The organism is Endozoicomonas sp. ALB032 (assembly GCF_049310125.1).
GTDB lineage: Bacteria > Pseudomonadota > Gammaproteobacteria > Pseudomonadales > Endozoicomonadaceae > Endozoicomonas_A.
Window position 1 is genome coordinate 3,897,501 of the sequence record NZ_JBLYNW010000001.1, and the last position, 13,046, is coordinate 3,910,546.

The 13,046-nt window shown below is 44.3% G+C and carries 11 protein-coding genes, 2 rRNA genes and 1 pseudogene (1 of these 14 only partly in view); 3 read left to right on the plus strand and 11 right to left on the minus strand.

The features are described 5' to 3' along the window. Both ACO6VG_RS14820 and rrf read left to right on the plus strand, forming a co-directional pair. Positions 1-2,710 (plus strand): 23S ribosomal RNA (locus ACO6VG_RS14820) (it extends 772 nt beyond the left edge of the window). A gap of 210 nt (positions 2,711-2,920) precedes the next feature. After that, a 5S ribosomal RNA gene (rrf, locus tag ACO6VG_RS14825) occupies positions 2,921-3,036 on the plus strand. 56 nt (positions 3,037-3,092) lie between these two features. Here rrf and ACO6VG_RS14830 read toward each other — a convergent pair. From ACO6VG_RS14830 to ACO6VG_RS14855, 6 genes and pseudogenes are all read right to left on the minus strand, one after another. Then, a complete protein-coding gene (locus ACO6VG_RS14830) occupies positions 3,093-3,641 on the minus strand; it encodes a sugar transferase (protein ID WP_422133013.1) in 549 nt (182 codons plus the stop codon). 554 nt (positions 3,642-4,195) lie between these two features. Beyond that, positions 4,196-4,519: a type II toxin-antitoxin system VapC family toxin gene (locus ACO6VG_RS14835; RefSeq protein ID WP_422474468.1), complete on the minus strand. Its 324-nt coding sequence runs from the start codon at positions 4,517-4,519 to the stop codon at positions 4,196-4,198. Continuing rightward, positions 4,516-4,740 (minus strand): AbrB/MazE/SpoVT family DNA-binding domain-containing protein, encoded by a 225-nt coding sequence (locus ACO6VG_RS14840; protein ID WP_317142558.1) that lies wholly within the window; start codon positions 4,738-4,740, stop codon positions 4,516-4,518. Before ACO6VG_RS14840 ends, ACO6VG_RS14835 begins: the two co-directional genes overlap by 4 nt. 607 nt (positions 4,741-5,347) lie before the next feature. Then, a pseudogene (locus tag ACO6VG_RS14845) lies at positions 5,348-5,575 on the minus strand (transposase); the annotation flags it as partial. A 679-nt stretch (positions 5,576-6,254) separates the two neighbouring features. Next, positions 6,255-6,866 (minus strand): sugar transferase, encoded by a 612-nt coding sequence (locus ACO6VG_RS14850; RefSeq protein WP_422474471.1) that lies wholly within the window; start codon positions 6,864-6,866, stop codon positions 6,255-6,257. A 1-nt stretch (position 6,867) separates the two neighbouring features. Beyond that, on the minus strand, positions 6,868-7,836 hold the full coding sequence (locus tag ACO6VG_RS14855) for a UDP-glucose 4-epimerase family protein (RefSeq protein WP_422474473.1): 969 nt from the start codon (positions 7,834-7,836) through the stop codon (positions 6,868-6,870). A 187-nt stretch (positions 7,837-8,023) separates the two neighbouring features. Here ACO6VG_RS14855 and ACO6VG_RS14860 point away from each other — a divergent pair, with 187 nt between their 5' ends. After that, positions 8,024-8,356 (plus strand): hypothetical protein, encoded by a 333-nt coding sequence (locus tag ACO6VG_RS14860; RefSeq protein WP_422474475.1) that lies wholly within the window; start codon positions 8,024-8,026, stop codon positions 8,354-8,356. Between the two features lie 144 nt (positions 8,357-8,500). Here ACO6VG_RS14860 and ACO6VG_RS14865 read toward each other — a convergent pair whose 3' ends face one another. The 5 genes from ACO6VG_RS14865 to ACO6VG_RS14885 form a co-directional block, all read right to left on the minus strand. After that, positions 8,501-9,613, minus strand: a complete 1,113-nt coding sequence (locus ACO6VG_RS14865; protein ID WP_422474477.1) for a glycosyltransferase family 4 protein — start codon at positions 9,611-9,613, stop codon at positions 8,501-8,503. A 25-nt stretch (positions 9,614-9,638) separates the two neighbouring features. Continuing rightward, positions 9,639-10,352: a sugar phosphate nucleotidyltransferase gene (locus ACO6VG_RS14870; protein WP_422137488.1), complete on the minus strand. Its 714-nt coding sequence runs from the start codon at positions 10,350-10,352 to the stop codon at positions 9,639-9,641. Between the two features lie 5 nt (positions 10,353-10,357). Next, positions 10,358-10,948 (minus strand): D-sedoheptulose-7-phosphate isomerase, encoded by a 591-nt coding sequence (locus ACO6VG_RS14875; RefSeq protein WP_422137489.1) that lies wholly within the window; start codon positions 10,946-10,948, stop codon positions 10,358-10,360. After that, positions 10,945-11,985 carry a GHMP kinase gene (locus tag ACO6VG_RS14880; protein WP_422137490.1) on the minus strand — a complete coding sequence of 347 codons (1,041 nt, stop codon included), beginning with the start codon at positions 11,983-11,985 and terminating at the stop codon, positions 10,945-10,947. Before ACO6VG_RS14880 ends, ACO6VG_RS14875 begins: the two co-directional genes overlap by 4 nt. A 119-nt stretch (positions 11,986-12,104) precedes the next feature. Continuing rightward, entirely contained in the window at positions 12,105-13,043 is a 939-nt protein-coding gene (locus ACO6VG_RS14885) for an NAD-dependent epimerase/dehydratase family protein (RefSeq protein WP_422474479.1), read from the minus strand. Positions 13,044-13,046 lie beyond the last annotated feature (3 nt).

The following is a 13,046-nucleotide window of genomic DNA, read 5'->3' on the forward strand; positions in this document are numbered from 1 at the left end:
CGTAGCGAAAGCGAGTCTTAACAGGGCGTCCAGTCGCAGTGAATAGACCCGAAACCGGGCGATCTATCCATGAGCAGGTTGAAGATCAGGTAACACTGATTGGAGGACCGAACCCACTGTCGTTGAAAAGCCAGGGGATGACTTGTGGATAGGAGTGAAAGGCTAATCAAGCCCGGAGATAGCTGGTTCTCCTCGAAAGCTATTTAGGTAGCGCCTCGTGTCTCACCATCGGGGGTAGAGCACTGTTTGGGCTAGGGGGCCATCCCGGCTTACCAACCCCATGCAAACTCCGAATACCGATGAGTGCAATCACGGGAGACACACGGCGGGTGCTAACGTCCGTCGTGGAAAGGGAAACAACCCAGACCGTCAGCTAAGGTCCCAAAGTAATAGTTAAGTGGGAAACGATGTGAGAAGGCCCAGACAGCCAGGAGGTTGGCTTAGAAGCAGCCACCCTTTAAAGAAAGCGTAATAGCTCACTGGTCGAGTCGGCTCGCGCGGAAGATGTAACGGGGCTCAAACTATTCACCGAAGCTACGGGGTTCAGTTGTCAGTTTACAGTTGTCAGTTGGCAGTATGAGAAGTAAGTATGCAGCGATTTGAAGATTTAGAAGTATTTCAACGGGCCTATAAGCTTTCTTTGAAAGTTCACAAGCTCTCGCTGGAATTTCCGAGAATTGAACAAATGCATGAACTTGCTGATCAGATGCGCAGAGCCAGTAAAGGAATCTGTGCAAATATTGCTGAAGGACATGGGAAACTGATCATCTCAAAAGCAGAGTTTCGAAGGTTCATATTGATGGCTATCGGATCATCTGACGAAATGAGAGTTTGGTTAAGGTACTGCCTTGATCTCAATTACATTGACGATCAGCAATGGCAAGACCTCAAAACCGAATACAATCAAGTCAGTAAGATGTTGGTTAGTTTGCACAAGAGTTTTAAATAACTCAGTTCAAACTGACAACCGACAACTGCAAACTGACAACTGAACCGGTAGAGGAGCGTTCTGTAAGCCGTTGAAGGTTCACCGGAAGGTGGGCTGGAGGTATCAGAAGTGCGAATGCTGACATGAGTAACGATAAAGGGAGTGAGAGGCTCCCTCGCCGGAAGACCAAGGGTTCCTGCGCAACGCTAATCGGCGCAGGGTGAGTCGGCCCCTAAGGTGAGGTCGAAAGACGTAATCGATGGGAAACAGGTTAATATTCCTGTACCCCTTTTGACTGCGATGGAGTGACGGAGAAGGCTAGGCCAGCAGGGCGATGGTTGTCCCTGTTTAAGGTCGTAGGCTGTGGACTCAGGCAAATCCGGGTTCACAAAGCCGAGAACTGATGACGAACCCACCAAGGTGGGGAAGTGGTTGATGCCAGGCTTCCAGGAAAACCTTCTAAGCATCAGGTCAAAAGGGACCGTACCCGAAACCGACACAGGTGGTCAGGTAGAGAATACCAAGGCGCTTGAGAGAACCTGGGTGAAGGAACTAGGCAAAATGGCACCGTAACTTCGGGAGAAGGTGCGCCGGCTTTGGTGATCGGGCTTGCCCCGTAAGCTGAGGCTGGTCGAAGATACCAGGTGGCTGCGACTGTTTATTAAAAACACAGCACTGTGCTAACACGTAAGTGGACGTATACGGTGTGACGCCTGCCCGGTGCCGGAAGGTTAATTGATGCTGTTATCGCAAGAGAAGCGGTTGATCGAAGCCCCGGTAAACGGCGGCCGTAACTATAACGGTCCTAAGGTAGCGAAATTCCTTGTCGGGTAAGTTCCGACCTGCACGAATGGCGTAACGATGGCCACGCTGTCTCCACCCAGGACTCAGTGAAATTGAAATCGCTGTTAAGATGCAGTGTATCCGCGGCTAGACGGAAAGACCCCGTGAACCTTTACTACAGCTTCACAGTGGATCTTGATGTTGCTTGTGTAGGATAGGTGGGAGGCTTTGAAGTGTGGACGCCAGTCTGCATGGAGCCAACCTTGAAATACCACCCTGGCAATATTGAGGTTCTAACCCAGGTCCTTTAGCAGGATCGGGGACATTGTGTGGTGGGTAGTTTGACTGGGGCGGTCTCCTCCCAAAGAGTAACGGAGGAGCACGAAGGTTGGCTAAGCACGGTCGGACATCGTGCGGTTAGTGTAATGGTACAAGCCAGCTTGACTGCGAGAGGTACATCTCGAGCAGGTACGAAAGTAGGTCATAGTGATCCGGTGGTTCTGAATGGAAGGGCCATCGCTCAACGGATAAAAGGTACTCCGGGGATAACAGGCTGATACCGCCCAAGAGTTCACATCGACGGCGGTGTTTGGCACCTCGATGTCGGCTCATCACATCCTGGGGCTGAAGTCGGTCCCAAGGGTATGGCTGTTCGCCATTTAAAGTGGTACGCGAGCTGGGTTTAGAACGTCGTGAGACAGTTCGGTCCCTATCTGCCGTGGACGTTGGAAGTTTGAGGAGAGCTGCTCCTAGTACGAGAGGACCGGAGTGGACGAACCACTGGTGTTCGGGTTGTGTCGCCAGACGCATTGCCCGGTAGCTAAGTTCGGACGGGATAACCGCTGAAAGCATCTAAGCGGGAAGCCCCCTTCAAGATGAGACTTCCCTGGCCGCAAGGCCCATAAGAGACGTTAAAGACTATGACGTTGATAGGCGGGGTGTGTAAGCGTTGTGAGGCGTTGAGCTAACCCGTACTAATGACTCGAGAGGCTTGACCATATAACGCCAAAGCGATTTGCGCAGCGAAGCTGCCAGCAAAAGCTGGAAGCTTGAAGCTTGAAGCCGTACACAGTGAACGAGAGTGTTGAGCAAGAATAGACGACACAGCTTAAAAGAGATTTGGATTCCAGAGCCTTGGTTTTCGAGAAACAGCTTCAAGCCTTCAGCTTAAAGCTTCCAGCTCGAGAGCCAACGGCTCGACCAGTTTTGCCTGGTGACCATAGAGTGTTGGAACCACCCGATCCCATCCCGAACTCGGTAGTGAAACGACGCATCGCCGATGGTAGTGTGGGGTTTCCCCATGTGAGAGTAGGTCATCGCCAGGCATTGAATAAAGCAGAACCCCGGTTGAGAGATTGACCGGGGTTTTTGTTATTACTACTCATCGCACCCGGTCTCCCTGACCTTTCCCCGTCGCAGTCATCAAAATATATTTAAAATAATCCCGAAGAGTTAAGGATCGGATCATCTGGCTGTCTGTTCTGGCAAGCAGTTCAGGGGTGGACATATCAATCTGTCTGACTTGCGCAAGTCCGGTAAGGCCAGGCAACACATTATACACCCCGAGTTGTTCACGGGCTTCAATCAACTCTTGCTGATTAAAAAGATTAGGCCGTGGACCTACCAGACTCATATCGCCAACCAGAACATTCCATAGCTGTGGCAGTTCATCCAGCTTGGTTTTACGCAGGAATCGACCCAGTGGCGTAATGGATGAGGAAGGGACAAGATGACTGGCAACAGAGAAAGTATCCACTTGCATGGTACGGAACTTCACAAGCACAAACGGCTTTTTATAACGGCCAACCCGTTCCTGGCTGAACAGGGGAGAGCCGGTATCAAGAAGACCCATAATATAAATTACCAGAAGTAAAGGCGAGCTGAGAATTAGACCGAGTAGAGCCAGCAGGCAATCGAGGAAACGATACACTTCATTTTTTACCTGGAGAATAGGCCAAAACGGTAGCCCGAATACCCTGTTCGACAGGATAGGGCGGTTGCCAGCCTAAAAGGTGGATTGCCTTTGCAGGATCGACCCTGTAAATCACCAATCAGCTTGTCTGCATTTAAATCTGTAGACGATATGAGCTATTGTCTTGCAATATAATGTTTATTTTCTCATTCAGGATCGAATCATGAGTAAGGACGATTATTTAGATTATGGCCAACTTTCCAAGCTTGGTGAGGGTCACTGATAATAGAGAGTTGTGAAATCAAGTCGTGAGCATTCATGCTGAGGCTTTATCCTGATGTGTAGATATAAGACCATAGCCGTATTAAAAAGAAAGCAAATGTAAGCTACAGGTCAATGATTTCAGCAGTTTTCATGATTTTTCCATGGCATTGAGCCCAATGGTTTCGGGTGCTTGCAGGACTTTTTCCTAAGATAAGCTTATTAATTATTACCGGGAGTTATCAGTTTCAGGCTGGGAAAATAGCTTGAGAACTTACCATTATCCCGCGTTATTAGTTGAAAATTTGAGATCAACGCATGGACTCCAATAAAGAAGTCAGGCAATGGTGATGTTTTTTGCCTTTGTTCTTTCTATATTGAAGATAAACTTTACCTGCCAAGAACAATGCTTCTCGAGGGATTTCCAAAACTTTGATACCCATTTCAGTCAATGTTTCATCGACTTCTTCTATTGTTTTAAAACCAATGGATATCTCTGTGTATACTATTGAGTTTATGAACAAGCTATTACTTTGACTGTATTGCTCGAGAATTTTCTCTGACCAATCAGCCCAATTTTTATCGTTAGTCAACAAGTCGAGAAGAACACAGGAATCGACCAGAATGCTATTCACGGCTCGCCTCTCGTAAGTCCCATAATTTCTTCAGTGCTCATTTGGGCTGATGCGATTCCCCTGAACCGGGCGAATTTTTTCTTTGTTTTTGGTTGATCTCTTTTTTCCAGATAGAATCTGCCATTTTCCTCAATAAATTCTATTTCACTACCCGGCAAAATCCCGAGTGCCTCTCTTACTTCCCGAGGGATGGTAACTTGTCCTTTTGTGGATGCTCTCATGGTTTTCTATCTCCACCTTAAGGTAATACTAATATAGTCTTACCTTAAGGTGTGTACAACAGGAAAGCCAGGTTCAGTCCAACAACCTGAGATCAGAAAATTCTCACAAAGTAATTTTCACATTTCTGAATATCAAAACTACGCTCAGCCAGAGTCTGCCGAAGTGCGTTAATCCAGTTTTATATATTGTGCCAGTCACCCTTAGATAAGCTCAGGATGAACGGATACCGAATTCACAATGTCGATATTATTTCGGGACAATTCCTGCATCTTTCACCATGCATTAAAAACGTCGAGTAAAAACACGAAGAACACTCTAGGCCGATATATATAGATTATTCGTTCAGTTGGTCAATTAAAGATGAGAAAAGTATTCTACGAGCGTTAGCACATTTTTCCATTTCATATACGCTCTGCCTTGGTAAGTATTTCTTCTCTGATTGAGTCTGAAAGTGAGCCAGGGGTCAGGATGTCAACTTTTACACCGGTTAGTTGCTTTAGCTTGTGGCGAATGGCTCCAATATCAAACAGGGTCATGCCCTGATCTGGATCAATCAGTATGTCCAGAGCACTCCCGCACTGGTTTCGGTGTCAGTTCACGGCAAAATCATGAAAGAGCCTGCCCAGCAGGAACTTCAGCCAGATAGCGTGTACTCATAGCTGCTTTCTTTTGTTTTCTCTTCAGACCTGCTTTGAAGGTTTTCGTGTTGTTCAGTAGATTGACTGCAATATGTCTAAAGCCTGCTAGAATTTCTTCTCCGTCATTTCTTCGGATGCGACACTCGTCTTCTCTCATCGCAACATCGAGTTACCAGTGAAGCCTATTCTCGATGTGTCACTCTGCCATTGGTTTAGCTTCTCCAAAGAGAAGTGATGATCGAAGGCCTTTTTTAAGCTTGAGTGCCTTTGACCGCCAGCATCCAGTCAATAAAATACTTCTGGAACCGCTTTGTGCCGATGGTCCCAGTCTTCTGCGCCGACAATGTCAGCACAGATGGTCAGAAAAAGGGTGTCTGTGAGCTTGTGGCTTAGCGTGGGTCACTGATAATAGGGAGTTGTGAAATCAAATTGTGAGCATTCATGCTGGGGTCTTATCCTGATGTGTAGTTATAAGAGCATGGACGCATTGAAAAGAAAAAAATATAATCTAGAGATAAATAATTTCAGGGGTTTTCATGACTTTTCCCTGCAAAGCGCACTCTATCTCCCTGACCTCTTCCCGTTGCAGTCATCAAAATATATTTAAAATAATCCCAGAGGGTTAGAGGGTGTCGCAAAACTCCAACAGCTCGTTCCCATGCTCTGAGGTGGTCATTCCCGCGAAGGAGGGCGTCGCAAAACTCTAACAACTCGTTCCCACGCTCTGAGGGTGTCGCAAAACTCCAACAGCTCGTTCCTATGCTCTGAGTTCGTCATTCCCGCGAAGGCGGGAATCCAGCGCCAACGGTGGATCTCTGCCTTCTCGGGGATGACAAGGCCAGGGGAGCACCGGGCAGTATGGTTCTGGTGGTGAGTCAGTGTGGATTCCCGCCTTCGCGGGAATGACGAGAATGAAATCGGGAATGACGAGAATGAAGTTGGGAATGACGGGGGTGAAGTTCGGAATGACGGGGGTGAAGGCGGGAACCAGAGTTTTGCGACAGCCTCGTTAAGGTCTGGATCATTTGGCTGTCTGTTCTGGCAAGAAGTTCAGGGGTAGACGTATCAATCTGGCTGACTTGTGCAAGCCCGGTAACGCCTGGCCGCACATCATAAACCCCTAGTTGTTCACGAGCTTCAATCAGTTCTTCCTGATTAAAAAGATTTGGTCTTGGTCCTACCAGACTCATATCGCCGAGCAGAACATTCCAGAGCTGTGGTAGTTCATCCAGCTTGGTTTTGCGTAGGAAACGACCCAGCGGTGTAATGGATGACGAGCAGACAAGATGACTGGGAACAGAGAAAGTACCTACTTGCATGGTACGGAACTTCAAAAGAACAAACGGCTTTTTATAGCGCCCAACTCGCTCTTGGCTGAACAAAGGAGAGCCAGTATCGAAAAGACCCATAATATAAATCACCAGAAGCAGAGGTGATCCAAGAATCAAACCTATTGAAGCCAGCAGGCAATCGAAAAAACGGTACACTTTATTCTTTATCTTTACCTTGGGAGTAGGCCGCAACGGTGGCCTGAATACCCTGTTCGACAGAATAAGGGGGTCCCCAGTCTAAAAGATGGATTGCTTTTGCGGGATCAACCTGTAAATCACCAATCAGCTTGCTTGTCAGCTCTCGTTTACCAACAAGAATTGCAACAGCACGGAGCATACAGGAAGGAATCGGCAATAAATGAACAGATCGTCCGAGTGAAGTTCGTAATAGCCTCACGAGCATAGCTAACGAGAGATCGTTATTATCTGAAATCAGAAATGTTTGGTTTGCTGCTGCCGGATGGTCAATGCATCTGACGATAAAATCAGCCAGATTGCCAACGTACAGCATACTTCGGCTGTTGTTTATAGCGCCAAAAGGTAAAGGCAAAGAGCTATCAGCGAGCTTCATCAGGCTGAAAAAATTGGCCTTGACACCAGGGCCATAAACCAGAGGCGAACGGATAATGACCAGATCCATACCTGTCTCATTAATAATACGCTTTAAGCCAATTTCAGCCTCACATTTTGAAATGGCATAAGGGTCTTGTGGAGCGAGCTTTGACGTCGCGTTAAAAGCAGGTAAACCGGATGTGGTTTCACCGTTGACTTTTATGGTGCTAATAAAAATAAAACGTTGAACGCCCGCTTTGGCAGCTTGTCGAGCGAGGTTCAATGTACCGTCAGTATTTATCTTCTTGTATTCATTGAGCGGATCGCTGGAGGAAACAACCGTAATATGCGCACGAGCGGCAAGATGGATGACAATCTTGATATTGCGTAATGGCAAGCGCCAGTCAGTTTTACCATCAATATTTCCAACAGTGACTATATTTTTCTCAGGGGATAAATCAGAAAATGCTGTTCGATCTCTGATACAACAACGGTAGGGTAGAGTCATAGTTTTGAGTTTGTTGACCAGTGATTTTCCTATAAAACCAGTGGCACCAGTGATTAAAATAGTCACGATTTAAATTTTTAAATAAAGGTTAGTTTAAACCTCTACTTTTAACTGTTGTCAAAAATCGTGGGTACCATATTACTATGGTGTTATATGGCTAAATCCAGTTCTAATTTTTTTATTCATATTTCCAGCTCACTGATTTGTTTTGTCTGCTATGCTGTCCCTCTCATTCACTTTTCAGGAGCACAGCATGAGTTTAAACGCTAAACAAACGACCGAAACAGAGCTTGACCATATCCGAGACACCCTGACGGGGATTGTCAGCTACGCCAGTAAAACCCGTGCTGAAATGCATCAAGGGTTCGCTCAGATAGACGAATGTTTCGAGCAGGTAGACAAACGTTTTGAAGAGGTAGATAAACGTTTTGAAGAGGTAGATAAACGTTTTGAACAGGTAGACAAACGTTTTGATCAGGTAGACAAACGTTTTGATCAGCAAGGCAAAGAGATTGCTGCACTGAAAGCCGACAATGTGGAAATCAAAGAATCCTTAAAGCTCATCCTGTCCAGACTGCCCAGCTAAGCGTTGCATAGCAAATCAGAGGTCTGCCCTGTCGGTCGGCCTTTGAACAAAGGGCTACTATGATTAGAAAAAAAACAGGTAAAGCAAAAAAACAAACGTTTGACGAACAAGTTTGCAGTCGTAGCTATTTGTAGGCCTATCTTGCTATCGAGCCAATACACTTTTGTACAGTTCGGCATAACCCCTCACCATTTTATCAACGGTAAAAAACTGTTCATAACGGGCTCTGGCATTAGTGCCGAGGTGGGTAGCTAACTGAGGGTTATTCCAGAGAGTGAGCATTGCCGCTTTTAAGGCGGTGGAATTGGAGGGTGGTACGACAAGACCTGTCTCATTGTCAATATTGATATATGTAGTGCCTGTGCCGATTTCGCTTGAGATCAGTGGCTTGCCATACATTGCACCTTCAACCAGAGTGATGCCAAAAGCCTCTGACCTAAGATGGGATGGAAACACAACACCTAAACATAATTCTAACAGTGCACATTTATCTTCATCAGACAATGCTCCTAAAAAATAAATGTTCCGCAGATCTAGCCTGTGTGCTTGCCTCTTGAGTTCCTTCTCAAGCTTACCGATGCCAACAAGCACAACCGGTAAATCAACACCTTTCATGGATTCCAAAAGAATATGGAGGCCTTTGTAATAGCGAAAGGAGCCAATAAAAAGGAAAAAAGGTGAGGGGATAGTTTGTTGCCACTTAAGTTTTAGGAGGGGTGGAGCAGGGGCGGAAGCATGATCATTTATGCCAAGTGGAATAACGTCAACTTTCTTTTTTATATTTTTTAGCACACAGCTGGTTTTTAAATAATTTGAAGAGGTAGCGACAACCCGATCTACACTCTTCAGAAATAAATACATCAACGGTTTATAGAGATAATATAGATATTTTTGTTTAACAATGTCTGAATGGTAAGTGACTACGGTAGGTTTTTTTATCCTGTTGAAAAAGTGAACAACATCCATGAATGGCCAGGGAAAATGATAGTGTATTATATCTGCGTTATCAGCCAATTCTCTGAAGTCGTTGAACACAGAATATGAAAAACCCGTCGACGCCAGATAAAAATCAAGCTTAGAGCGATGTGCCAGATGGTTATCAATTCTTTCATTTCGTGCACCCCCATTTGAGCTTAATGACAATACCTCTGATTGAATACCCTGCTTATCACCGTTACTTGCCAGCTGAAAAATAAGATTTTCAATGCCGCCATAACTATCAGGATAATAGGTTTTAAAAAAATGAAGTACTTTCATAAACTCTATCATCAAAAAATGCAATTCAAGTTTTAAACAGTTCCGGGAGCTGATTCCTCAGTTCAACTTGTGCCAACTTGTAAGTCTCTGGTGTGCCAATGTCAATAAAATATTGTTGTGAATGGAACAGTCGAAAATTATCTTCTCTGGTTAAAGATTCAAAGTAATCATACTCAATAGAAAATGCTTTACCCGAAGGGAAACGGTCCAGTGCTTTTTTGGGTAGTATATAAACACCAGCGCTGATAGTACCGGGGCCAGTACCAGATTTCTCAGCAATTTTTGTTATCAGAGTGCCTTCAGACTCTATACGGGCATAACGGTGTGTATCATCAATATCATAACCAAAAATAACCGGTGATTTGTATTTATCAAAGAATAGAGAAGCGGCATTAATATCTATATCCAGATAAGTGTCACCGTTCATCACCAATGCAAAATCTGTCGACATTTTTTTAGTAGCCAGCTTAATGGCGCCGCCAGTACCTAATAGTTTATCTTCAACAACGAAAGAGAGTGAAGAGGTCAATTGTTTGTTTTGAAAGTGCTCAATGATGGACTGAGCCTTATAACCTAATGACAAGATAATGTGCTTTATTCCACCAGACTCTAATTTATGGATCAAAATTTCAAGAAAGGGCTTGCCGGAAATCAGAGCCATTGGTTTTGGAATATCCCCAATCTCCGATCGTAAACGTGTACCTAAGCCCCCAGCGAGTATAATTGCTTCAGAAATCATAATGATTACTCTTTATTGAACAGCGTATCTTCCACTGCACCACATAAAATATGTCCTAATAGCAAATGTCCCTCCTGAATACGAGGTGTTAAATCATGAGGGACTCGCAAAGTAATATCACATCGTTCAACCATTGCCATACTTTCTGGCTTGGCACCCGTAAGGCCAATGCAGCTAATATCACGAGTACGGGCAACATCAAGTGCTTGTAGGATATTGGGTGATGTTCCAGAGGTTGAATAGGCAATGAACACATCACCTGAGCTACCAACGGCTTCAATTTGACGTGAGAAAATAACATCAAACCCATAATCATTACCAATAGCGGTTAACGCAGACGTATCCGTGGTCAGCGCGATTGAAGGTAGGCCCGGGCGGTTAAACATAAAGCGTGATACAAATTCAGCAGACATATGTTGTGCATCAGCAGCGCTGCCACCATTGCCTGCAAACATTACTTTTTGATTATTCTCAAAACAATGAATGACTTTAGCAACTGCCATATTAAGCGAATTGATAAGCGTTTCATCATCCTGCATTTGAGCAATCAGGGAGTAATGTTGAGCCAGGCTATGTGTAATGTAATTGATACTCATTGATTAATCGTCCAGCATTGTGAGCCTTCATAACAAAACTGGCAGTTACTGGTCCAGCCGCCATTTTCCTTTAACACTTGAATGACTGCATTTTTTCGTTCAGGTTTTACAAAGAACATTATAAATCCTCCACCTCCTGCACCAGAAATCTTTCCACCGAGAGCCCCAGCTTCCATGGCTGATTGAAATACGGAATCAATCATTGGGTTGGATATTGACTGAGCCGTTTGTTTCTTACTTTCCCAGCTTAAATTTAAATGGTCTACAAACTGATTGAAATCACCTTTAAGTAAGGCTTCCTTCATGGTCAACGCAGATTCTTTGATGCTGTGCATGGCTTCAATGGATTTTGTTTCACCACTTTGAATCTTCTCAACCTGTTGATCAATAATCGATCCGCTTAATCTGGACTTGCCGGTATAATAGAGGATTAGTGATGCTTCAAGTTCGCATACAATCCATTCTTTGATCCGTAATGGATTTACCAACACTCTGTTGTCTGCATAAAACTCCATAAAATTGAAACCACCAAAGGTAGCAGAGTATTGATCCTGTCGACCGCCATGTAAATTACAGTCGCCTCGCTCTATAGAAAAAGCCAGATGGGCGATTTGATAGTCATCAAGTCCAATGCCAAAATATTCATCAAAACACTTGATCATGGCGACTACCAAAGTTGATGAAGCACCAAGTCCGGAACCAACAGGAGCATCGCAGTAGGTAGTAATTTTTACATTAATAGGGCGGTTGTTATTAAATTCACCGATGGTGCGATTATATACCGCTTTATGCAAATCCAGAGTTCCATCCATACAGAATGGAAAGAAGTCTCGCGGTATTGATATATCAATGCTTCGATCTGTTGCAACGAAATTGACTTTACTATCTTCTATTTCTTCAATGGTGCAGTAGGCATAACGTTCAATGGTGGCATTAAGAATATAACCGGTATGGACATCTGCATAAGGGCTTACATCTGTTCCTCCACCGGCTATACCTAATCTTAACGGTGCTCTCGATCTTACTAATTTGGTCATATCGACATTACCACTACGAAGATACCAATCGTGATAGATTGATAATAGAAGAACGGACTATTACTTATGTCAGCAGTAAAAAAAAAAGCGGGTTTAGGAAGTTTATAATTCCATGATATTTAAGATTTCCTTGCTCGGTCCTGATTTTCGCAATACCAGTTCCATGTTTCTTCCAGGCCTTTTCTCAGACTCCATTCTGGCTTAAATCCTACACTTTCCATTTTTGACAAATCATAGCTCCTATAATCCTGACCATTGGGTTTATTTTTGTCCCATTGATACGAATTCTGCATGTTTGCAATATCAGCAATGTGTTCAACAATTTGTTTTATTGAATACACAGAACCACTGCCAATATTAACCGGGCCTGTTAGATTTTGCATAATGTCAATAGCTGCTTTTGCTGCATCCTTAACATACAGAAAGTCACGCTCTGCTGAGCCATCACCCCAAACCTCGGCGCATTTACCTTGTACTTTTGCATCGTAGAACTTTTTGATTAGCGCAGGTACAACATGACCAAACTCTGCATCAAACTTGTCATTAGGGCCAAATAAATTGCAAGAAACTACGTATGCCCAATCCAAGTCGTAACTCTCTTGATAAGATTCACACATTGCAAGCATTGCCCGCTTGGCTTGGGCATAACTGTCTTCACTTTCGTGCGGGCGACCATTAAAAATTATATCTTCCTTCAATGGTAAGGAAGGGGACGGGTAAGGATAGACGCATCCTGTTCCCATAACGGTTATTTTTTTAGTACCAGCCAAATGTGCTCCCTGGATTACATTAGTGTTGATCATAATGTTTTCATAAAAGGATTTGGCTTTGTTACACATATTGCCCATGATGCCATAGACTTTTGCTGCACAATGAAAAACATAATCAGGCTTATAGGACTTAAATAATTCGATAGTGTCTAACGAGTTTACTAAGTCACAATGTCCTCTCCCAACTGGGAAAAGGTTTTGATATTGTTTGTTCAACAATAATGTAGAGATTGTCGAACCGACTAGCCCTTCACAGCCAGTTATTAGAATTTTCTCTGATAATTCCATAAA

Coding starts and splice junctions, on each gene's coding strand:
- ACO6VG_RS14860 (WP_422474475.1), top strand. CDS start 8,024: ATGAGTTTAAACGCTAAACAAACGACCGAAACAGAGCTTGACCATATC.
- ACO6VG_RS14870 (WP_422137488.1), bottom strand. CDS start 10,352: ATGATTTCTGAAGCAATTATACTCGCTGGGGGCTTAGGTACACGTTTA.
- ACO6VG_RS14875 (WP_422137489.1), bottom strand. CDS start 10,948: ATGAGTATCAATTACATTACACATAGCCTGGCTCAACATTACTCCCTG.
- ACO6VG_RS14840 (WP_317142558.1), bottom strand. CDS start 4,740: ATGAGAGCATCCACAAAAGGACAAGTTACCATCCCTCGGGAAGTAAGA.
- ACO6VG_RS14885 (WP_422474479.1), bottom strand. CDS start 13,043: ATGGAATTATCAGAGAAAATTCTAATAACTGGCTGTGAAGGGCTAGTC.
- ACO6VG_RS14880 (WP_422137490.1), bottom strand. CDS start 11,985: ATGACCAAATTAGTAAGATCGAGAGCACCGTTAAGATTAGGTATAGCC.
- ACO6VG_RS14865 (WP_422474477.1), bottom strand. CDS start 9,613: ATGAAAGTACTTCATTTTTTTAAAACCTATTATCCTGATAGTTATGGC.